General features: G+C 71.2%; 22 protein-coding genes and 1 pseudogene. 16 read left to right on the forward strand and 7 right to left on the reverse strand.

Annotated elements, in window-relative coordinates; translation table 11 throughout:
* Positions 1-29 precede the first annotated feature (29 nt).
* The 3 genes from OG953_RS34345 to OG953_RS34355 all read left to right on the forward strand — a co-directional run bounded on the left by OG953_RS34345 (position 30) and on the right by OG953_RS34355 (position 1,619).
* Positions 30-185 carry a hypothetical protein gene (locus OG953_RS34345; RefSeq protein ID WP_405692221.1) on the forward strand — a complete coding sequence of 52 codons (156 nt, stop codon included), beginning with the start codon at positions 30-32 and terminating at the stop codon, positions 183-185.
* A 165-nt stretch (positions 186-350) separates the two neighbouring features.
* Positions 351-896 carry a helix-turn-helix domain-containing protein gene (locus OG953_RS34350; protein WP_405689129.1) on the forward strand — a complete coding sequence of 182 codons (546 nt, stop codon included), beginning with the start codon at positions 351-353 and terminating at the stop codon, positions 894-896.
* A gap of 15 nt (positions 897-911) precedes the next feature.
* Positions 912-1,619 (forward strand): helical backbone metal receptor, encoded by a 708-nt coding sequence (locus OG953_RS34355; RefSeq protein WP_405689130.1) that lies wholly within the window; start codon positions 912-914, stop codon positions 1,617-1,619.
* Here OG953_RS34355 and OG953_RS34360 read toward each other — a convergent pair.
* Positions 1,558-2,709: a TDT family transporter gene (locus OG953_RS34360; protein WP_405689131.1), complete on the reverse strand. Its 1,152-nt coding sequence runs from the start codon at positions 2,707-2,709 to the stop codon at positions 1,558-1,560. The two genes, OG953_RS34355 and OG953_RS34360, sit on opposite strands and share 62 nt — an antisense overlap.
* Before the next feature lie 70 nt (positions 2,710-2,779).
* On the opposite strand from OG953_RS34360, the gene OG953_RS34365 reads away from it, so the two are divergent.
* Positions 2,780-3,703 (forward strand): LysR family transcriptional regulator, encoded by a 924-nt coding sequence (locus OG953_RS34365; RefSeq protein WP_405689132.1) that lies wholly within the window; start codon positions 2,780-2,782, stop codon positions 3,701-3,703.
* 86 nt (positions 3,704-3,789) lie between these two features.
* On the opposite strand, the gene OG953_RS34370 is transcribed toward OG953_RS34365, so the two are convergent.
* Both OG953_RS34370 and OG953_RS34375 read right to left on the reverse strand, forming a co-directional pair.
* On the reverse strand, positions 3,790-4,560 hold the full coding sequence (locus tag OG953_RS34370) for a gamma-glutamyl-gamma-aminobutyrate hydrolase family protein (protein WP_405689133.1): 771 nt from the start codon (positions 4,558-4,560) through the stop codon (positions 3,790-3,792).
* A 120-nt stretch (positions 4,561-4,680) separates the two neighbouring features.
* Complete coding sequence (locus OG953_RS34375; protein ID WP_405692224.1) at positions 4,681-5,376, reverse strand: FadR/GntR family transcriptional regulator; 696 nt, start codon at positions 5,374-5,376, stop codon at positions 4,681-4,683.
* A 108-nt stretch (positions 5,377-5,484) separates the two neighbouring features.
* On the opposite strand from OG953_RS34375, the gene OG953_RS34380 reads away from it, so the two are divergent.
* The 4 genes and pseudogenes from OG953_RS34380 to OG953_RS34395 all read left to right on the forward strand — a co-directional run.
* Complete coding sequence (locus OG953_RS34380; RefSeq protein ID WP_405689135.1) at positions 5,485-6,852, forward strand: glutamine synthetase family protein; 1,368 nt, start codon at positions 5,485-5,487, stop codon at positions 6,850-6,852.
* Between the two features lie 8 nt (positions 6,853-6,860).
* A complete protein-coding gene (locus tag OG953_RS34385; protein WP_405689136.1) occupies positions 6,861-8,240 on the forward strand; it encodes an aldehyde dehydrogenase family protein in 1,380 nt (459 codons plus the stop codon).
* Positions 8,241-8,246: 6 nt separating this feature from the next.
* On the forward strand, positions 8,247-9,038 hold the full coding sequence (locus tag OG953_RS34390) for a 3-oxoacyl-ACP reductase (protein WP_405689137.1): 792 nt from the start codon (positions 8,247-8,249) through the stop codon (positions 9,036-9,038).
* 81 nt (positions 9,039-9,119) lie between these two features.
* A pseudogene (locus OG953_RS34395) lies at positions 9,120-9,473 on the forward strand (DUF2510 domain-containing protein); the annotation flags it as partial.
* A gap of 2 nt (positions 9,474-9,475) precedes the next feature.
* Here OG953_RS34395 and OG953_RS34400 read toward each other — a convergent pair.
* Entirely contained in the window at positions 9,476-10,678 is a 1,203-nt protein-coding gene (locus OG953_RS34400) for an amino acid deaminase/aldolase (RefSeq protein WP_405689138.1), read from the reverse strand.
* A gap of 579 nt (positions 10,679-11,257) precedes the next feature.
* Between OG953_RS34400 and OG953_RS34405 the strand changes: the two genes are divergently transcribed.
* Together OG953_RS34405 and mycP are read left to right on the forward strand one after the other, a co-directional pair.
* A complete protein-coding gene (locus OG953_RS34405; protein ID WP_405692227.1) occupies positions 11,258-12,160 on the forward strand; it encodes a hypothetical protein in 903 nt (300 codons plus the stop codon).
* On the forward strand, positions 12,157-13,356 hold the full coding sequence (gene mycP / locus OG953_RS34410; protein WP_405689140.1) for a type VII secretion-associated serine protease mycosin: 1,200 nt from the start codon (positions 12,157-12,159) through the stop codon (positions 13,354-13,356). The genes OG953_RS34405 and mycP overlap by 4 nt, the downstream gene beginning before the upstream one ends.
* A 29-nt stretch (positions 13,357-13,385) precedes the next feature.
* Here mycP and OG953_RS34415 read toward each other — a convergent pair whose 3' ends face one another.
* Positions 13,386-14,297, reverse strand: coding sequence for a serine hydrolase (locus OG953_RS34415; RefSeq protein ID WP_405689141.1), 912 nt, complete (start codon positions 14,295-14,297; stop codon positions 13,386-13,388).
* Between the two features lie 130 nt (positions 14,298-14,427).
* Between OG953_RS34415 and OG953_RS34420 the strand changes: the two genes are divergently transcribed.
* Positions 14,428-15,156 carry an SseB family protein gene (locus OG953_RS34420; protein WP_405689142.1) on the forward strand — a complete coding sequence of 243 codons (729 nt, stop codon included), beginning with the start codon at positions 14,428-14,430 and terminating at the stop codon, positions 15,154-15,156.
* 116 nt (positions 15,157-15,272) lie between these two features.
* Here the strand turns inward: OG953_RS34420 and OG953_RS34425 are convergent, their stop codons facing one another.
* The gene (locus OG953_RS34425; RefSeq protein WP_093896122.1) at positions 15,273-15,635 is read right to left on the reverse strand and encodes a DUF1844 domain-containing protein; all 363 of its coding nucleotides are present in this window, start codon (positions 15,633-15,635) and stop codon (positions 15,273-15,275) included.
* Positions 15,636-15,977: 342 nt separating this feature from the next.
* Here OG953_RS34425 and infC point away from each other — a divergent pair, with 342 nt between their 5' ends.
* The 4 genes from infC (at position 15,978) to OG953_RS34445 (ending at position 18,441) form a co-directional block, all read left to right on the forward strand.
* Positions 15,978-16,676 (forward strand): translation initiation factor IF-3, encoded by a 699-nt coding sequence (gene infC, locus OG953_RS34430; RefSeq protein WP_405689143.1) that lies wholly within the window; start codon positions 15,978-15,980, stop codon positions 16,674-16,676.
* Between the two features lie 121 nt (positions 16,677-16,797).
* Positions 16,798-16,992: a 50S ribosomal protein L35 gene (gene rpmI, locus OG953_RS34435; protein ID WP_030918579.1), complete on the forward strand. Its 195-nt coding sequence runs from the start codon at positions 16,798-16,800 to the stop codon at positions 16,990-16,992.
* Positions 16,993-17,098: 106 nt separating this feature from the next.
* Positions 17,099-17,482: a 50S ribosomal protein L20 gene (rplT, locus tag OG953_RS34440; protein WP_405689144.1), complete on the forward strand. Its 384-nt coding sequence runs from the start codon at positions 17,099-17,101 to the stop codon at positions 17,480-17,482.
* 125 nt (positions 17,483-17,607) lie between these two features.
* A complete protein-coding gene (locus tag OG953_RS34445) occupies positions 17,608-18,441 on the forward strand; it encodes a TrmH family RNA methyltransferase (protein ID WP_405689145.1) in 834 nt (277 codons plus the stop codon).
* Here OG953_RS34445 and OG953_RS34450 read toward each other — a convergent pair.
* The gene (locus OG953_RS34450) at positions 18,438-18,968 is read right to left on the reverse strand and encodes a helix-turn-helix domain-containing protein (protein ID WP_405689146.1); all 531 of its coding nucleotides are present in this window, start codon (positions 18,966-18,968) and stop codon (positions 18,438-18,440) included. The genes OG953_RS34445 and OG953_RS34450 overlap by 4 nt on opposite strands.
* Positions 18,969-18,984: 16 nt before the next feature.
* Here OG953_RS34450 and OG953_RS34455 point away from each other — a divergent pair, with 16 nt between their 5' ends.
* Positions 18,985-19,305, forward strand: a complete 321-nt coding sequence (locus OG953_RS34455; protein ID WP_405689148.1) for a hypothetical protein — start codon at positions 18,985-18,987, stop codon at positions 19,303-19,305.
* Positions 19,306-19,427 lie beyond the last annotated feature (122 nt).

Here is a 19,427-nt window from a genome sequence, read left to right on the forward strand (position 1 = left end):
GGAGGAGCGCGGCTACGCGGTACCCGCAGCTGACGAAGTGGTTCAAGAACTTCAAGCCGAGCGAGGACGAGCTTGCCGGCTTGGAGAACCAGATCCAGAAGCGCGGCACGGGGCACGAGGAAGAGGCCGTGAAGGCCTGGATGGAGAAGAACCCGGGCATCGTGGACACGATGGCTCCGCAGTAGGGCTCCCACAGGGTCTCTGCACGGGAAGGGGTGGGCGCCGCCGGCGGCGGGCCCGCCCCTTCCGGCTGTCCGGAAGACGTTCATCAACCGGCCGACCTTGCGTAACCGTGTGCGTAATGTGCTGGCAGCCGGAAGGATGACGAGTCGGGAGGGAGGGAGCCGGACATGGACGACAAGGAAGCACTCCGCGTGGGCGCCGCGGTCCGCCGACGGCGCAGATCCCTGGGGCTCACACTGGCCGCGGTCGCGACCCGCAGTGGTCTGTCCGTGCCGTTCCTCAGCCAGATCGAGAACGAGCGGGCCCGGCCCAGCGCCCGGTCCCTGGACCGGGTCGCAGAGGCCCTGGAGACCACCACGGCGCGGCTGCGCGCCGCCGCGGACTCGGCGCGCGCCGTCGATGTCGTACGGGCGGGTGAGGGCGACGGGGTTCGCAGGGTGGTGCGCGGACGTCATCAGCTCAGCGCCCTGGAGTTCACCGGTGAACTCGACCTCGGGCGCGAGTTCCAGCACCGCAACGACGAAGTGATGTACGTGGTGCAGGGCGCCGCGGAGGTGGAGGCCGAGGGGCAGGCGTACCGGCTGGAGCAGGGCGACACACTTTTTCTGTCCGGCGGAGTGCGGCACCGCTGGCGGGCCACGATGCCCGGTACGCGGCTGCTGGTCGTCGCGGTCGCCGAGCACATCGACGCCACCTTCGACCCGCGTCGCTGAGAGGGGTTTCCCGCCGTGCGAGTCGTCTCCCTGGTCCCCTCGCTCACCGAGGCCGTTGCCGTCACCGCCCCCGGCCTGCTGGTCGGCGTCACCGACTGGTGCACCCACCCGGCCGGTCCGACCGCCGCCCGTATCGGCGGCACCAAGAATCCCGACGTGGCCGCGGTCGTCGCGCTCCGGCCCGATCTCGTCGTCGCCAACGAGGAGGAGAACCGCGAACCCGACCTCGCGGCCCTCAGGGCCGCCGGGATCGAGGTGCTCGTCACCGATGTCCGGACCCTCGACCAGGCCTTCGAGGAACTGGAACGGGTCCTGGTCACCGCCTGCGGACAGGCCAGGCCGCGCTGGCTGGACGAGGCCGAGGCCGCCTGGGCCGCGCTCCCGCCACCCCGCGCCCCGCGCCGTGCGGTCGTACCGGTCTGGCGCAGGCCCTGGATGGTGCTGGGGCGCGATACCTTCGCCGGAGATCTGCTGGCCAGGCTGGGCATCGAGAACGTCTACGCGGACCACGCCGAGCGCTATCCCTGCATCCCGCTCGACGTACTCAACACGGTGGGCGCCGATCTGGTCGTCCTGCCGGACGAGCCGTACCGCTTCACCGCGGACGACGGGCCCGAAGCGTTCCCCGCACTGCCCGCCGCGCTTGTCGACGGGCGATTCCTCACGTGGTACGGGCCGTCGCTGGCGCAGGCGCCTGCGGCGCTGCGAGCAGCGCTCCGCTGAGCAGCCCGCGCAGCGTCCGCACCCCGGCCACCGCCCATGCCGTCACCAGCAGCACGTACAGCGCGACGGCCAGCCAGGTGTACGCCGTGAGACCGGTGTGCCGGGCCAGACCCGCGGCGCCCGTGACACATGTACCGACCGGGAAGGTGAATCCCCACCACGTCATGCCGAAGGTCATTCCGTTGCGTACGGCGCGCACCACCAGCGCGAGGGCCAGCGCCAGCCACATCAGCGCGAAGCCCATCACCGGCACCCCGTACAGCACGGCGAACGCCTCGAACCCGGAGGCATACGGCTCCCCGATCGCGCCCTGCGCCACATCGGCGAGCTGATTGACCGCGGTCGTCGACTGGCCCAGCGGGCCGAGGACCAGGAACAGCGTGGGCGTCAGCACGAGCGGCAGCGGGCCCTGGTGGACGAGCCGGGCGAAGATCAGCGGCAGCATCACCAGCGTGGCCAGCAGGCTCAGACCGAACATCGCGTAGCAGGCCAGCAGCATCGCCTCCTGCCACTGACCGGCGGGCAGCTCCGGCACCAGCAGCGGACCGAGCGCCGCGGAGACCATCGGGGCCACCACCGGCAGCAGCCACACCGGCGACGCGGTGCCGGGCTCGACCCGGTGGCGCACGACCATCAGATACGGAATCGCGACCGCGGCGGCCAGCCCGATCAGCGTGCCGGCCGTGTACAGCACCACATCCAGGGCCAGGGCCGCCTGATGCCCGATGACGTCCCGGCCGACCACCATCGACGAGCCGCCGACCGCCAGCAGTGCCATCGAGAGACATCCGTAGAACGGGGCGACGGCGGGGTCCAGCAGGTGGGTGCGGGCCTGGTCGCGATGGGCGATCCAGTGCCCGGTACGGGCCGTGAGCACGGCGGCGAGCATGACCGTCGCGAGCGCCCACACCACCGTGCAGGCACCCCGCAGTCCCGGGATGTGGACGGGCAGCGCGACACCCGCGCTCGCGACGATCGCGGTACCCATGACGCTCGCGTACCAGTTTGGACCGATGTGCCGCAGGTGAGGGAGCCGGGGGGCGGCTGAACACGGGGCTGGGGATTGCTGCGTCTGCGGAAATATGGCCATGCCACGATTTTCGTGGCGTGGGACGGGCCCCACCAGGGACTCCGTGTCTATGAGGTCATAAGGTGGCTTTATGACCGGTGAAGAACATTTTTCCCTCTCCCACCGGGTCCCCGACCTCGGTGCGCTGGAGCTGCTGCTCGCCGTCGCCCGGCACGGCAGTCTAGGGCGCGCGGCCCGGGAGGTCGGCGTCAGCCAGCCCGCGGCCAGCAGCCGCATCCGGTCGATGGAACGGCAGCTCGGCCTGGCTCTGCTGGACCGTTCACCGCGCGGCTCCCGGCTCACCGACGCGGGCGCGCTGGTCACCGACTGGGCGCGCAGGATCGTCGAGGCGGCCGAGGCATTCGACGCGGGCGCGCAGGCGCTGCGCGACCGGCGGGACTCCCGACTGCGGGTGGCCGCTTCCATGACCATCGCTGAATACCTGCTGCCGGGCTGGCTGATAGCGCTGCGTGCCGAACGGCCGGACACCGCGGTCTCGCTGCTCGCCGGAAACTCGGCGGCGGTCGCGGGGCGGCTGCTCGTCGGCGAGGCCGACCTCGGATTCGTGGAGGGCCTGTCCGTGCCGGAAGGGCTCGACGGCACGGTCATCGCCCATGACCGCCTGGTTGTCGTGGTCGCCCCGTCCCATGCGTGGGCCCGCCGGCGTGCGTCCCTGACCCCGCAGGAACTGGCCGCGACCCCGCTGATCCTGCGCGAGCACGGCTCCGGCACCCGTCAGGTCCTGGACGCGGCCCTCGCCGTGCACGGCGGTCTCGCCCAGCCACTGCTCGAACTCTCCTCGACGACCGCGGTGAAGGGAGCGGCGGAGAGCGGGGCGGGGCCGTGCGTGCTGAGCGAACTGGCGCTGGGCGAGGAGCTGTCCTCCAGGCGCCTCGTCAAGATTCCGATCGCAGGGGTGCGGCTGAGGCGCCAGCTGCGCGCGGTATGGCCCTCGGGCCACCGTCCGACGGGTCCGGCGCGCGATCTGCTGTCGCTGACGGGGCGGGACACGTAGCGGGGAATATCGTGTCCGGCCCGCGCCGGTTCGTCCTGCTGACGGCTCCTTCAAGGCTGCGGCTCCCCCGAGGCCGCCGACACCCGCTAACGCCGCAAGCGCTCGCGGGCCCCCGTGGTCCGCGGCGGTGCGAGGTCCTCGGACGGCGTACGGGCCGGGATCAGCCCGGCCGTCGATGCCGCCACCAGTGCCTGCATCAGCCGTGGGTCGTCGCCCATCTCCGGATGCCACTGCACCCCGAGCACCCACTGCGGTCCCGGTAGTTCGATCGCCTCGACCGTGCCGTCCACCGCGTGCGCCGAAGCCACGAGTCCCGGTGCGAGCCGCTGCACGCACTGGTGGTGGTAGGTGGGGACGGCCGACTCCCCCGGCACGATCGATGCGCAGAGCGTTCCCGGTACGGCTTTCACCGGGTGTGCGCCGAGGACTCCGGCCGCGCCCAGCGGGCCGGTGTGCCCGTCGAGATGCTGGGTCAGGGTGCCGCCGAGTGCCACATTGAGCAGCTGCATGCCGCGGCAGATGCCGAGCAGTGGGGTACCGGACTCCAGTGCGGCCCTGATCAGGGCCAGCTCCCAGGCATCGCGTTCCTGTGCGGGGGGGCCGGTCCTGAAGTCGCGCTCCGCGCCGTACAGTCCGGGTTCCACATCGGCGCCGCCCGCGACAACGAGGCCGTCCAGCCGGGCCACCGCGGCCCCGGCCCGGGCGGGGGCGTCCGGCGGGAGCAGGGCGGCCAGGCCGCCGGACTGCTGGACCATCCGCGGGTAGGCGGCCGGGAGGAGGGTGGCGGGCAGCTCCCAGACACCCCAGCGGGTCACGGGCTCCAGATAGGTGGAGACGCCGATGAGAGGTTCGGACACGGGGGGTCCCTCCGGTCGGCCGCCTGCGCGGGCGGGCTCGGTTCCATGATGTCAATGGTGGCAGAGAATACCTTTACGTTTCCGGAGGCTGTCACCGGAGCGGAATCGGTGGCACGTCGCTCAGGTCAGGAATCCGCGCAACAGCGCGGCCGTACCCGCACAGTGCTCGCGCATCACCGCGCGCGCAGCCTCCGCGTCCCCGTCGAGAACCGCCTCGACGAGACTCGCGTGCTGATGCTGCGAATGTTCCAGGTTCCGCACGAGCAGCGGTATGCAGTCCAGCAGGTCGTTCACGGTGGCCCGGACGGCCGCGTACTGCGCTGCCAGGGATGCGGAGCCGGAGAGTTCCGCCAGGGTCAGATGGAACAGGGTGTCGCGCCTGCGGTAGTCGGGCAGAGGTGCTTCGTGAGTTGCCGCCAGAGCCGTACGCAGCCGGTCCGCCCCCTCGTCCGTCAGCCCCTGCGTGGCGCACAGTCCGGCCGCCCCGGCCTCCAGCACCTCGCGGAAGCGCAGCATGTCCTCGATGTCGACCGACTCCACCTTCCGGCGCAGCTCGTCCTCGCCGGGGCTGCCGGTGCGGGACAGCACGAACGTACCGCCGTACCGCCCACGCCTGCTCTCCACCAGGCCCTGGTCCTGCAGGACCTTCAGCACCTCGCGCAGCGTGACCCGGCTGATCCCCAGCAGCTCGGCCAGCTCGCGCTCGGCCGGCAGTCGCCCGCCGCCCGGCACCAGCCCGAGCCTGACCACCTGGAGGATCTGCTCCAGCGCCTCCTCGAAGCCGTTCCCAGCCCGGACGGGCCGCAGTACGGGCATCGGACGGTCGGTGAACTCGCATTCCTCGGCCACGTCCCGTTCCCCTTCACAATTAATGGTTCTCTCGCATACCTTAAGCCTTCCGGCTGACCGAAGGAGGAGTATCCCGTGGCAGACCGAACACCACCGCTGGGGATCGAGGAGCTGCGCGTCCTCGTCACAAGCGGTGAGATCGACACCGTCGTCCTCGCCTTCCCCGACATGCAGGGACGGCTGCAGGGCAAACGGTTCGCTGCCCACTTCTTCCTCGACGAGGTCGTGGAGCACGGCACCGAGGCCTGCAACTATCTGCTCGCCGTCGACACCGACATGAACACCGTCGACGGATTCGAGATGTCCTCCTGGGAGCGCGGCTACGGCGACTTCGCCATGCACGCCGACCTCTCCACCCTGCGCCTGGTGCCCTGGAACGAGGGCACGGCCATGGTCATGGCCGACCTCACCCAGGAGGACGGATCGCCCGTCGCCGCCGCGCCCCGCCGGATCCTGAGCCACCAGCTGGAACGCCTGGCCGAGCACGGCTACACGGCCCATGTCGGCACCGAGCTCGAATTCATCGTCTTCAAGGACACCTACGAACAGGCCTGGGACCGCAACTACCGCGATCTGACCCCGGCCAACCAGTACAACGTCGACTACTCCGTCCTCGGCACCGGCCGCGTAGAGCCGCTGCTGCGCCGTATCCGCAACGAAATGGCCGCCGCGGGTCTCACTGTCGAGTCCGCGAAGGGCGAGTGCAACCCCGGCCAGCACGAGATCGTGTTCCGTTACGACGAGGCCCTGGTCACCTGTGACCAGCACGCCGTCTACAAGACCGGCGCCAAGGAGATCGCCGCCCAGGAGGGCGTCGCACTCACCTTCATGGCCAAGTTCAACGAGCGCGAGGGCAACTCCTGCCACATCCACCTCTCACTCCGGTCCACCGACGAGGCCGGGCACAGCGTCATGGCGGGCAAGGGCGGCGGCATGTCACCGGTGATGCGCCACTTCCTCGCCGGACAGCTGGCCGCCCTGCGCGATTTCTCCCTCCTCTACGCACCGAACATCAACTCCTACAAGCGCTTCCAGCCGGGCTCCTTCGCCCCGACCGCCGTCGCCTGGGGCCACGACAACCGCACCTGCTCGCTCCGTGTCGTCGGCCACGGCCGCTCGATGCGATTCGAGAACCGGCTGCCCGGCGGTGACGTCAACCCGTACCTCGCCGTCGCCGGACTGATCGCAGCGGGCATCCACGGCATCGAGAAGGGCCTCGAACTCCCCGAGCCGTGCGGGACCAACGCCTACACCGCCGACTACGACCACGTCCCCACCACGCTGCGCGAGGCCGCCGAACTCTGGGAGAGGAGCGAGATCGCCAGGGCGGCCTTCGGCGACGACGTCGTCGAGCACTACCGCAACATGGCCCGCGTCGAACTCGAAGCCTTCGACGCCGCAGTGACCGACTGGGAGCTCCGCCGCTCCTTCGAACGCCTGTGAGGCACCCCGTGACCACGCCCGACCACCCGGTGGAACACCACGTACTCAACCCGGCGACGGAAGAACTCCTCGCCACCGTCCCGTCCACCACCGCCGCCGAAGTCGACGCGGCAGTCGTCCGGGCCGCAGCCGCCCAGCGCATCTGGGCCGCCCTCGCCCCCGCCGACCGCGCCAGGCTGCTGCGCCGCTTCGCCACCGCCGTCGACGGCGAAGCCGAACAGCTGGCCCGTCTGGAGGTCCAGGAGGCCGGCCACACCCTCGGCAACGCCCGCTGGGAAGCGGCCAACGTTCGCGATCTGCTCGACTACGCCGCCGGGGGAGTGGAACGACTCGCCGGCCGACAGATCCCGGTCCCCGGCGGACTCGATATCACCCTCCTCGAACCCCTCGGCGTCATCGGCGTGATCGCACCGTGGAACTTCCCCATGCCGATCGCCGCCTGGGGCCTCGCCCCCGCCCTCGCCGCCGGCAACGCCGTACTCCTCAAGCCCGCCGAGACGACCCCGCTCACCGCCCTGCGGCTGGCCCGGCTCGCCCTGGACGCAGGGCTTCCCGACCACCTCCTCCAGGTCCTGCCGGGCGCGGGCGATGTGACCGGAAACGCCCTGGTCGAGCATCCCGGCGTCGCCAAGATCGTCTTCACCGGCTCCACCCGGGTCGGCAAGCAGATCATGGCCAAGTGCGCCGACCGCGTGAAGCGGCTCACCCTCGAACTCGGCGGCAAGAGCCCCAACATCGTCTTCGCCGACGCCGACATCGAGGCCGCCGCAGCCGCCGCACCCATGGCGTTCCTGGACAACGCCGGCCAGGACTGCTGCGCCCGTACCCGCATCCTGGTCCAGCGATCCGCGTACGATCGCTTCCTGGAATTGCTCGCACCCGCAATCGAATCGGTCGTGGTGGGCGACCCGTCCGACGAGAACACCCGGATGGGCCCGCTGATCTCCCGGGCGCAACTGGAACGGGTGCGCAGTTACGTCCCCGAGGACGCGACCGCCCTCAGCGGCAAAGCACCCGAAGGGCCCGGCTTCTGGTTCCCGCCGACCGTCCTCACCGGCGCCCGCCCGGACTCACCCGTCGCCACCGAAGAGGTGTTCGGGCCGGTCGCCGTCGTTCTTCCCTTCGAGGACGAGGCCGACGCCGTCCGGCTCGCCAACGCGACGGAGTACGGTCTCGCCGGGTCGATCTGGACCCGCGACGTGGGCCGCGCACTGCGCGTCTCGCAGTCGGTCCGGGCCGGGAACCTCTCCGTCAACTCCCACTCCAGCGTCCGCTACTGGACCCCGTTCGGCGGCTACAAACAGTCCGGACTCGGCCGCGAACTCGGCCCCGACGCGCTTGCCGCATTCACCGAAACCAAGAACGTCTTCATCAGCACGGAGGCCTGAGCCAGTATGACCACCACCGACAGCGAGAACATCTGCCGCCGCCTGGTCGGCCGCACCGCCGTCATCACCGGAGCCGCCAGCGGCATCGGCCTCGCCGCCGCACGCCGGCTGGCGTCGGAGGGCGCCAGTGTCGTCTGCGGCGACATCGACGAGAACGCGGGCAAGGCCGCGGCCGAGGAAGTCGGCGGCACGTTCGTGCGCGTCGACGTCACAGACCCCGAACAGGTCGAGGCGCTCTTCAAGACCGCGTTCGACACCTACGGCTCCGTCGACATCGCCTTCAACAACGCGGGCATCTCCCCGCCCGACGACGACTCCATCCTCACCACGGGACTGGAGGCATGGAAGCGCGTCCAGGACGTCAACCTCACCTCCGTCTACCTCTGCTGCAAGGCCGCCCTGCCCTACATGCGCCGCCAGCGTCGGGGCTCGATCATCAACACCGCGTCCTTCGTCGCGATCCTGGGAGCGGCCACCAGCCAGATCTCCTACACCGCGTCCAAGGGCGGCGTCCTCGCCATGTCCCGCGAACTCGGTGTGCAGTTCGCCCGCGAAGGCATCCGGGTCAACGCGCTGTGCCCGGGACCGGTCAACACCCCGCTTCTCCAGGAGCTGTTCGCCAAGGACCCGGAACGCGCGGCCCGCAGGCTCGTGCACATCCCGGTCGGGCGGTTCGCCGAAGCCACGGAGATCGCGGCAGCCGTCGCCTTCCTCGCGAGCGACGACTCCTCGTTCGTCAACGCCACCGACTTCCTCGTCGACGGCGGTATCTCCGGGGCGTACGTCACACCGCTCTAGAGTTCCACCGCCAACAGGGGCTCGTGGGGATCCCGTCGGCGGCGGAACCCTGGAGTGGTGGGATGAGTAACGCCGGACGCCGCGACATCGGGCACCGAGCGGTGGTGGGACGGTACGGGATGGACCGCGCACAGCCGCCCGATCGCCTGGGGGCGACGGCGGTACGCAGCCGAAGGCCGGGCCGAGCAGTTCCGCGCCGCTCCCCACCGCGGACCAGAACTCCCCGTCGCCGAGCGGGTCACCGGCCGGAGGCGACCCCAAGGTCCTCGTCACCAGCTCAACGGCATCACGCTGCCGATTCCCGACGGCGGGACGGTCGGCAGCGAATCACTGATCGTCGTGCCGCTCTCCCTCATGGGCGCCATCACCGAGGCGATCCGGCCGATAGGCGACAGCGGGACGAGCGGCGGCGTGGGCAGCTCCGTGGCTCCCTGAGCTCAGAGGAACGTACGGCCCTCGCCGCGGTACGTCGGCACGGTCGCCGTCACCCGGTCACCCTCGATCAGCTGCAACTCGTCGAAGCGTTCGCACAGTTCACCGGCCTTCGCGTGCCGGAACCACACCTTGTCGCCGATCAGCAGATCGTCGGCCGGGGCGCCGAGCAGCGGGGTCTGCACCTCGCCCGGCCCCTCCTGCGGGTCGTAGCGCAGTCCCACCGGCAGATACGGGACGGGCAGCCGGTCCCCACCCGCGGGCCCGGACGCCGGATAGCCGCCACCGAGGACCGTCACCACACCCACACCCGGCCGGCGCACCACCGGCTGGGCGAACAGTGCCGCCGGACGCGCCGTGAACGACGTGTAGTTGTCGAACAGCCGCGGTACGTAGAGCCCCGATCCGGCCGCGATCTCGGTCACCGCGCGCTCCGCCGCGGTGTGCTGCACACTGCCAGTGCCGCCGCCGTTCACGAACTCCAGGTCCGGCGCCACCGCCCGTACCGCCCGTACGACCTCGGCCCGCCGGGCGGCCAGCTCCTTGCGGCCCGCGGCCTGCATCAGCCGGATCGCCCTGGAGCGCAGCGGCCGTCCCGCGACCGAATCCCCGACCCCGGCGATATGACCCTCGTACGCCATCAGACCCACCAGCCGGAAGCCGGGCCTGCGCGCCACCGAGCTTGCCAATTCGGCCAGTTGGGCGGGGGAGCGCAGCGGTGAACGCAGGGCGCCGATCCTGACCCGTCCGCCGAGCAGTTGCAGTGAGGTGTCCAGCTCCAGACAGACCCGGATCTCCTCGCGGCCACCGGCCCGTGCCGCGTCGATCAGCTCCAGCTGTGCGTGATCGTCCACCATCACCGTCACGGCAGCGGCCAGCTTCGGATCGGCGGCCAGCTCCGCGAAGGCGGACCGGTCGGCTGACGGATAGGCCAGCAGTACGTCGTCGAAACCGGCCCGCGCCAGCCACAGCGACTCGGCCAGTGTGAACGACATGATCCCGGCGAACCCGGGCCGCGCGAGCACCCGCTCCAGCAGGGCCCGACAGCGCACCGACTTGCTCGCCACCCGGATCGGCTTCCCTGCGGCCCGGCGGACGAGGTCGTCGGCATTTGCATCGAACGCATCCAGATCGACGATGGCGATCGGGGCGTCCAGATGGGCGGTGGCCCGGTCGTAGCGGGTCCGGTCAGCGGCACGCGCAGTCATGGCCGCAGCTTGCCAGACGGCCGTACCGCTGGGTAGGGGATGATCTGTGCAGATCGCCCAGGGGCAGGGCGTCCCGCTCCCACCGGGGCCGTTCCACCCCGTAGAGTGACGGGCACGCGGCTACCAACGGGCCTGCCTGTGACGTCGATCCGCGCGCGGTACGGAACAGGACCAGGGGGGCGGATGAGTACCGAGGCGCAGCGTGCTCCTGTCCCGCCCCGCCCCACGACCCCACCACCGGTGCCCGCGCAGGCCCCTTCCGCGGCCTCCGCGAGCGTGCCCGTTCCGCCCCGCCCGAAGACGCCACCGCCCGCAGTACCGGCGCCGATGCCCGGCCCAGCGGCGCCAGTGGGATCGGCCGCCCCGGTACCGATGCCCGTACCTCAGCGGCAGGAGCCGGACCCGAAGCCGGTCGCGCCCCCTCAGCCGACGCACGCCTGTGAAGTCCCGCCCGTGGAGACCACAGCGCGGCTCCGACCCGTACCCGCCGCTCCCGTGCCCGCCGCGCCCGCGCCCGCCACCGCCCCGCCCCGCCCCGAGCAGCCGCCCGCCGCGACCCGTCGACGGCCCGTCGGCGCCGTGGACCTCACCCCGCGTCCAGGAGCGACCCCGCCACCGCCCGGGCAGGTGCACGTCCCGCACGCGTACCCGCAGCCGCACCCGTACCGCCATCCGCTCCCCGAGACACCCGTGGAGACCACCACCCGGCTGCGCCCCATCCGTACCCGCCACCCTGTCAGGACCGCGACCGCCGCCACCTGCGTCGTGCTCGGGCTCGGACTGATCGGCGGCGCGGCCACCGGCGCCTGGCTCACCAGGGACTCCTCGGCCGACCCCGCCGCCCACAGCGCCTACACCGTGGGCCGCTCGGCCTGGCACAGCGTCCCCGTGGACACTCTCTTCCCGCGCACGCTCAATGGCGACGGAGCGGGGCCCGGCGGTGCCGACCGGGTCTGGACCCGGGTCGGCGTCGCCCCGGACAGCAGCTGTACGTCGGCCCTGGACCCGCTGCTGGCCAGGACACTCGGCCCGGTCGGATGCGAGCGCATGCTCCGCGCCACCTACACCGACGCCACCAGCAGCAGTGTCACCACGGTCGGGGTGATCTTCACCGAGGTCGACACCGAGGCCATGAGAGCGCTGAGCAGCCGCTTCACCGACCAGCACCTCGACCGGCGCACCGACCTGATGCCCCGTACGTACCCCGTCAAGGGAACGGTCGCCGCCGGGTTCGGCGACCGGCAGCGCGCCAGCTGGACCATCCATGTACTGACCGAGGTACCCGTCGTCGTGTTCGCCGTCTCCGGGTTCGCCGACGGGCGTACGGTCACCGATCCGCAACCCGTCGACAAGGCGATGGCCGCGAACGCCACCACGGCCGCCGCCCAGGCCGGGCTCGGCCACGAGGCGGAGGGAATCGCCGACCGGATCGAGCGCGGCCTGCGCCGGACCATCACCGACCTCACGGAGAAGCCGGAATGAGCCGCCGCACCCGCCGCCACCGCCGCGCCCTGGGTGCGGTCTGCGCCGCCACCGCGTTCGCGCTCCTGCCCGCGGCGCCGGCCAGGGCCGATGCCATCCGGGACCAGCAGTGGGGCCTTCAGGCGCTCCACACCGATCAGGCATGGCGAACCACCAAGGGCGGGGGGATCACCGTCGCCGTCGTCGACACCGGGGTCGACGGCAGCCTCCCCGACCTGGCGGGCCAGGTGCTGCCCGGCAAGGACATGATCGGCTTCGGTGCCGGCCGCGGCGATCGGTCCTGGGCCCGGCACGGCACCGCGATGGCTGGGATCATCGCAGGTCACGGTCATGGTGCAGGACGCGGCGACGGAGTGATGGGCATCGCGCCCGAGGCGAAGATCCTCCCGGTCCGGGTGATCCTCGAAGCCTCCGATCCGGCCCGTGCCAAGGCCCGGGAGTCCCGCGGCACGGCCCTCGCCGACGGCATCCGCTGGGCCGCCGACCACGGCGCCGACGTCATCAACCTCTCGCTCGGCGACGACAGCGAGTCGGCGCACCCCGAATCGGGCGAGGACGCCGCCATCCAGTACGCGCTGAAGAAGGGGGCCGTCGTCGTCGCCTCGTCGGGCAACGGAGGCGAGAAGGGCGACCACATCTCGTACCCCGCCGCGTACCCCGGCGTGATCGCGGTCGCCGCCGTCGACCGGTACGGCACACATGCCGCGTTCTCCACCCGCCGCTGGTACGCCACCGTCAGCGCCCCCGGAGTCGACATAGTCGTCGCCGCCCCCGACCATCAGTACTACGTGGAGTGGGGCACCTCCGCCGCCTCCGCGTTCGTCTCGGGCGCGGTCGCGTTGGTCCGCGCCGCACATCCGGGACTGACGCCCGCCCAGATCAAGCAACTGCTCACGGACACGGCCCGCAGCGCCCCGGCGTCCGGCCGTGACGACGCCCGCGGGTACGGCATCGTCGACCCCGCCGCGGCGATCAAGGCCGGAGCCACGCTCCGGCCCGCCGGCCTGCGTGCCGACTCCGCCGAGGCCGGATACCGAAAGCGGTACTTCGGCCCCGGCCCCACCCCCGAGCACCATGACAGCAGCCCCGCAGGCTGGCTCGCCCCCGTCGCGGGCGGCCTCGGAGCGGTCCTGCTGGCACTGGCCGTGGTGCTGTGGAGAGGCAGGGGCAACAGACCGGCCACCGTACGGCGCTGAACGCAGCTCCAGCAACGCTCAGGCCGCGCTCACCGGGCGGCGTCGAGCACGCCCACCGCCGCCTTCGCCACCGACTCCACGAGCGCGATCCCCGTCTCCTTCGTCCGCTGCCCGCCCGAGAGCACCGCCACCAGATAGGTGCGGCCCTCCGCCCTCACCCGCCCGATGCTGTTGATGTCCCACAGCCCGGTCGTCGTCCGGGGCATCCAGCCGTTCTTCAGGGCCCAACTGCTGCCCGCCGCCGACACCCCCCACTGCTGGTCGGCCGCGACCCGCCCCATCAGCCCCTGCAGATACGTACGGGAACCCTCGCTCAGCTCCGACTCCGTACCGAACACCGCTTGCAGCAAAGCCAGTTGATCCGCCGCCGTGGTCTGGGTCAGCCCCCATGCGTGCGCCGCCGTCGTCCCGGTCAGGCCCAGGCGTTCATTGGCCGCGTCGAGTGCTTGCGCCCCGCCGATCGCCCGTAGCAGCGCGGTGGCGGAGGCATTGTCGCTCCACTCGATCATGGCGGTCGCGTGGCCGTGCTCGCCGGCGGTGAGCGCGCGCTTCTCGTCCTGGGCCCTGAGCAGCAGCGCCGCGAGTATGTCGACCTTGACGATGCTGGCGGTGTCGTACGCCCCGTCCCCGTAGACCGCCCGCGCCTCGCTCCCGGTGTCCAGCACCGCGACGGACACCTCCGCGTCACCCACGTCGGTCAGCAGCGGCTCCACCGCCGCGGCCAGCGCCGCGTCGAGATCCACCGTCGGCTCCTCACTCGTCGTTGCCGGGACCGGAGTGCTCCCGGCGGCCGGTACGGACGATACGGACGCCGAGGCGCGGGGAGCGTGATCCGACGACCGGCCGGCCAGACAGATGCCACCCGCGGCCGAACCCGCCAGCAGAAGCACGGCCGTCACGGATGCGGACAGGGCGGAGCCGCGGAATCTGTTTCGGGACATGCCCCGGACGTTAGGAACGGCACCTGAGAACAGGCTGGGTCCGACCTGTTGTCAGGGTAAGAAACCCCCAGTTGCCAGTAAGAAACCCCCGGTTGCCAGGGTAAGAAACCCCAGGCACTACGCTCGCCCTGTGGCGCTGAAGAACATTCCGGACCCCGGTTACTCCGACGACGACGGCACGGCCGCCCCGGCCCTCACCGCGGCACTCGCCGCCTGGGCCGAGGACCGGAAGGCCATCGGCCCGGTACTCGAAGCTCTCAAGGGAGCCCGGCTCCTGGTGCCTGTCGTCGCCGTCCTGGGGGAGGTGGAGGAGGACGAGAACGGACTGCGTCGCGAGAAGACCAGTGACATGGCCGTCCCCACCCTTCAGGCGGGGGACCGTCGCGCCCTGCCCGCCTTCACCTCGACCGCCTCACTGGCCCGCTGGGATCCGCAGGCCCGCCCCGTCGCCGTACCCCTGCATCAGGCGCTGCAGGCCGCCGCGCACGAGAAGGCGGACACGGTCGTCCTCGATCTCGCCGGCCCGGTCCCATTCGAGCTGACCGGCTCCGCACTGCTCGCCCTCGCCGAGGGTCGCACCAGCGCCGATCCGCTGGACGACCCCACGGTCACCTCGGCCGTACGGAACGCGGTCGCCGCCGAGCCCGCGGTGCTCCGCGCCCACCTCGGCCCCGGCCGGGCCGATGGCACCCTGGCCCTCGTCCTCGCACCCGATGCGGACCCCGCCGACGCGGCCCGCCGGGTTGCGGAACTGCTGGCGGCCGATGACGTCCTGCGCGCCCGCCTGGTGCGCGGCCTGGACCTGGCGCTGCTCCCGGCCGATGCGACCACGCCCGGTGAGGCCCTGTTCACGCGCTGATCCCCCGGCTGATGGGCACCGTCCGGCTTCGGCGCGACGACGTGAGCCCCCCTGCCCGGGACGGGGAGGGGGGCTCACGGTCGTCAGAAGTCGTAGGAAAGGGAAGGCGGGCGGGCTCAGCCGAAGACGGGACCGGTGTACTTCTCGCCGGGGCCCTGGCCGGGCTCGTCCGGTACGAGCGATGCCTCGCGGAACGCCAGCTGCAGGGACTTCAGGCCGTCACGCAGCGGAGCCGCGTGGAAGGAGCTGATCTCGGTGGTGCTGGCGTCCAGCAGACCGGCGAGCGCATGTACCAGTTTGCGGGCCTCGTCGAGGTCCTTGTGCTCGTCGCCGTCCTCGGTCAGCCCGAGCTTCACGGCGGCGGCGCTCATCAGATTGACCGCGACCGTCACGATCACCTCGACCGCGGGCACCTCCGCGATGTCGCGGGCCATGTCGTCGAAGCCGGGGGAATCGGTGGTGGGGGTCGCGTCACTCATGCGCCATACGATAGGCCCACTCCGGTGCCGCCCTGTCTGCGGGAGCGATGGGCGAGAGCTGGTTCGCGCACGCCCGGGGGAGCTGCTAACCTTGTGTAACGACCGGCTGGGCACCTATGTGCTCGGCCCACAAGTGGAGGCTCCGATCTCCCACCTGGCCATCCTCCGGGACGGCAGGTCACCGGTCAGGTGGCGCCCATCGTTCCGTACGGACGATGGAGCCACCCGATGCGCCCCGCGGTTGACCGCGGCGGTGTTCCGGTTTTCCAGGAGCCCCGCCTGTGTCCCGTCCGGGGCATTTTTGATGTGCTGGTGCGGTTGGTCTCACGAAACAGACGTTACGTGGCTGTCCGCCAGGCGGCCGCGTGGTGCTACCGAGGAGGATCCATCAGCGCCGAGCCCCGCATCAACGACCGGATTCGCGTTCCCGAGGTGCGACTTGTCGGTCCCAGCGGCGAGCAGGTCGGGATTGTTCCGCTTGCCAAGGCCCTGGAACTTGCACAGGAGTACGACCTCGACCTGGTCGAGGTGGCGGCGACCGCCCGTCCGCCCGTGTGCAAGCTCATGGACTACGGGAAGTTCAAGTACGAGTCGGCCATGAAGGCCCGTGAGGCGCGCAAGAACCAGGCGCACACGGTCATCAAGGAGATGAAGCTCCGGCCGAAGATCGACCCGCACGACTATGACACCAAGAAGGGTCACGTCGTCCGGTTCCTCAAGCAGGGCGACAAGGTCAAGATCACGATCATGTTCCGTGGTCGTGAGCAGTCCCGTCCTGAGCTGGGCTTCCGACTGCTCCAGCGTCTCGCTTCGGACGTGGAGGAACTCGGCTTCATCGAGTCCAACCCGAAGCAGGACGGCCGGAACATGATCATGGTTCTGGGCCCGCACAAGAAGAAGACTGAAGCCATGGCCGAGGCCCGCGAGGCCCAGGCCGCCCGCAAGGCGGGGCGTCAGGGTTCCACCCCCGACGCCGAAGCTGCGGGCGAGGCTGCCGAAGCGCAGTCCGAGGCTCCGGCCGAGACACCTTCCGAGGCGTGACCTCAGGGGGCCGCCATCCAGGCGGCCCCGGGTCTCCCCGGAATTCCCACCAAGATCTGACGCCCCTGCTGTCCGGTGCCCGCACCGCGAGGGGCGCCACTGACGAGGAGAGAACGGCGCGATGCCGAAGAACAAGACGCACAGCGGTGCCAGCAAGCGCTTCAAGATCACCGGCTCCGGCAAGGTGCTCCGTGAGAAGGCCGGCAAGCGCCACCTGCTCGAGCACAAGTCGTCCAAGAAGACCCGCTCGCTGACCGGCACGGTCGTCGTGGCTCCGGCCGACGCCAAGAAGATCAAGAAGCTTCTCGGCAAGTGAGGCTCGGCCCCCGGTGAATCCGGGGGCGCGACCTCGATCACACCGGGACCAATTCGTTTCCGGGCCGTGTGAGTCCAACCACGGCCCCGCTACAAGGAGTTAACAAGTGGCACGCGTCAAGCGGGCAGTCAACGCCCACAAGAAGCGCCGGGCAATCCTCGAGGCCGCCAGCGGTTACCGCGGTCAGCGCTCGCGCCTGTACCGCAAGGCCAAGGAGCAGGTCACCCACTCCCTGGTCTACAACTACAACGACCGCAAGAAGCGCAAGGGCGACTTCCGTCAGCTGTGGATCCAGCGCATCAACGCCGCTGCCCGGCAGAACGGCATGACGTACAACCGCCTCATCCAGGGTCTGAAGGCCGCCAACATCGAGGTGGACCGCAAGATCCTGGCCGACCTCGCGGTCAACGACGCCAACGCGTTCGCCGCCCTCGTCGAGGTTGCCCAGAAGGCCCTCCCGAGCGACGTCAACGCCCCGAAGGCCGCCTGATCCAGGTCGCACTTCCTGTCTTCTGAGCCGGACCCGCAGGCGCTCGTCGTCTGCGGGTCCGGTGCGTTGCACGACATGTTCCGTACGTCCGTCACCTCCGTACGCAGAGAGGCTCGCCGCCGACCATGGGCACCCCCGAACTGATCTCCCCGCGATCGCCGCGCGTCACAGCCGCCCGGCGGCTGGCCAAGCGCAACTTCCGCGGCAAGGAGCGCAGGTTCATCGCCGAGGGGCCGCAGGCCGTGCGCGAGGCCGCCGGGCACCGCGGCAGCGACGGCGTGGCGACGCTGATCGAGCTGTTCGCCACCATCGAGGCGGCCGAGCGGTACGCCGACATCGTCGACGCCGCCCACGCCGCCGGTGCCCGGGTGCACCTCGCGGACGGCGATGTGCTCGCCGAGGTGTCGCAGACCGTCACCCCGCAGGGCCTCATCGGTGTCTGCCGCTTCCTCGACTCGCCGTTCGACGCGATCCTCGCCGCGAAGCCGAAGCTGGTCGCCGTCCTCGCCCACGTACGCGACCCGGGGAACGCCGGTACGGTGCTGCGCTGCGCCGACGCAGCGGGTGCCGACGCCGTCGTGCTCACCGATGCCTCGGTGGACCTCTACAACCCCAAGTCCGTCAGGGCCTCGGTCGGCTCGCTCTTCCATCTGCCGGTCGCCGTCGGTGTTCCGGTGGAGCAGGCCGTGCAGGGGCTGAGGGACGCGGGCGTACGGATTCTCGCCGCCGACGGAGCGGGCGACGACGACCTCGACGACGAGCTCGACGCGGGGACCATGGGCGGGCCGACCGCCTGGGTCTTCGGCAACGAGGCCTGGGGCCTGCCGGAGGAGACCCGGGCGCTGGCCGACGCCGTCGTGAGGGTGCCGATCCACGGCAGGGCGGAGAGCCTCAATCTGGCGACGGCGGCGGCCGTCTGCCTGTACGCCTCCGCACGGGCCCAGCGCCCGCGCCGCTAGGGCCCGTCCGGCGGATCTTCGCGGATCAGCCCGCGGCGTCCGGTGCGGTGCATCGCAGGGCGAAGGATCGTCCTCGTGCTGGACGTACCTGGACGACTCCGACAACGCGGCGAGGTGCCGTGCCAGGCGTCGCGGGCCCGCGAAGATCCGCCGGACAGGCCCTGATCCGTGGCAGCGGTCCTGGCCCGCAGGGCCACCGCGACCAGTGCCGCGTCGTCGGGGCGGCGGACGTCGCGGCCGGTCAGCTCGTGGAAGCGGGCGAAGCGGTGCTGGACCGTGTTGCGGTGGCAGTACAGCGCGGCCGCGGTGTCCGCGATGGAGCCGCTGCCGCGCAGATGCTCGGTGACGGTTTCCAGTAGACGTGCCGCCTCCGTGGCCGACACTCCGGGGCCGTCGAGACCGCCCAGCACATCGGCGGCCAGATCCGTGCCGAAGTCCCCGGCCCGCCGCACCAGCACATCCAGCCAGCTGCTCGTCGTGGCGGGGCGGATCGCCGACCGGATCGGCGTCTGGACGGTCTGTGCCATCGGCGGCCTCATCACGATGGCCGTCGCCTTCCCGGCCTTCTGGCTCGTCGACACCGGCAAACCCGCACTGGTCTACCTCGGGGTGGGGCTCGGGATCGGCGCACTCTCGATTCCGTACGCCCCCATCGGCGCCGTGGTCTCCGGAATGTTCCCCGAGGCGTTCCGTTACAGCGCCGTCGCGATGACCGGCGCGGCGAATGGCGCCTCGTGGGGTGCGGCCCTGCTCCTGATGGTGATCGCGGCCTGCACGGCCGCCGGATCGTTCGCCTCCGGATCACTCATGAGGCGTGAACGGGCGGCCCGGCCGGCCGGGGACCGCGTCGAGTTCGCCGTCTGACCGACGCCACGCCCCGTACCCCGCCGAACGGCGGACCGCAGCAGTGCGCCCCCGCAGGGTGTCGCTCCGTCACCGACGACTAGTAGGGTGACGAACTCGGGGGCCCACTGCACCGGTTCGAG

The organism is Streptomyces sp. NBC_00057, assembly GCF_045041165.1.
Classification (GTDB): Bacteria; Actinomycetota; Actinomycetes; order Streptomycetales; family Streptomycetaceae; genus Streptomyces.

What these genes read in the sequence shown, in the direction of transcription:
- rpmI (WP_030918579.1), top strand. Translation starts at nt 16,798, where the DNA reads ATGCCGAAGAACAAGACGCACAGCGGTGCCAGCAAGCGCTTCAAGATC.
- OG953_RS34390 (WP_405689137.1), top strand. Translation starts at nt 8,247, where the DNA reads ATGACCACCACCGACAGCGAGAACATCTGCCGCCGCCTGGTCGGCCGC.
- OG953_RS34445 (WP_405689145.1), top strand. Translation starts at nt 17,608, where the DNA reads ATGGGCACCCCCGAACTGATCTCCCCGCGATCGCCGCGCGTCACAGCC.
- OG953_RS34415 (WP_405689141.1), bottom strand. Translation starts at nt 14,297, where the DNA reads ATGTCCCGAAACAGATTCCGCGGCTCCGCCCTGTCCGCATCCGTGACG.
- mycP (WP_405689140.1), top strand. Translation starts at nt 12,157, where the DNA reads ATGAGCCGCCGCACCCGCCGCCACCGCCGCGCCCTGGGTGCGGTCTGC.
- OG953_RS34400 (WP_405689138.1), bottom strand. Translation starts at nt 10,678, where the DNA reads ATGACTGCGCGTGCCGCTGACCGGACCCGCTACGACCGGGCCACCGCC.
- OG953_RS34360 (WP_405689131.1), bottom strand. Translation starts at nt 2,709, where the DNA reads ATGGCCATATTTCCGCAGACGCAGCAATCCCCAGCCCCGTGTTCAGCC.
- OG953_RS34365 (WP_405689132.1), top strand. Translation starts at nt 2,780, where the DNA reads ATGACCGGTGAAGAACATTTTTCCCTCTCCCACCGGGTCCCCGACCTC.
- OG953_RS34450 (WP_405689146.1), bottom strand. Translation starts at nt 18,968, where the DNA reads ATGGCACAGACCGTCCAGACGCCGATCCGGTCGGCGATCCGCCCCGCC.
- OG953_RS34425 (WP_093896122.1), bottom strand. Translation starts at nt 15,635, where the DNA reads ATGAGTGACGCGACCCCCACCACCGATTCCCCCGGCTTCGACGACATG.
- OG953_RS34350 (WP_405689129.1), top strand. Translation starts at nt 351, where the DNA reads ATGGACGACAAGGAAGCACTCCGCGTGGGCGCCGCGGTCCGCCGACGG.
- OG953_RS34375 (WP_405692224.1), bottom strand. Translation starts at nt 5,376, where the DNA reads ATGCCCGTACTGCGGCCCGTCCGGGCTGGGAACGGCTTCGAGGAGGCG.
- OG953_RS34455 (WP_405689148.1), top strand. Translation starts at nt 18,985, where the DNA reads ATGGCCGTCGCCTTCCCGGCCTTCTGGCTCGTCGACACCGGCAAACCC.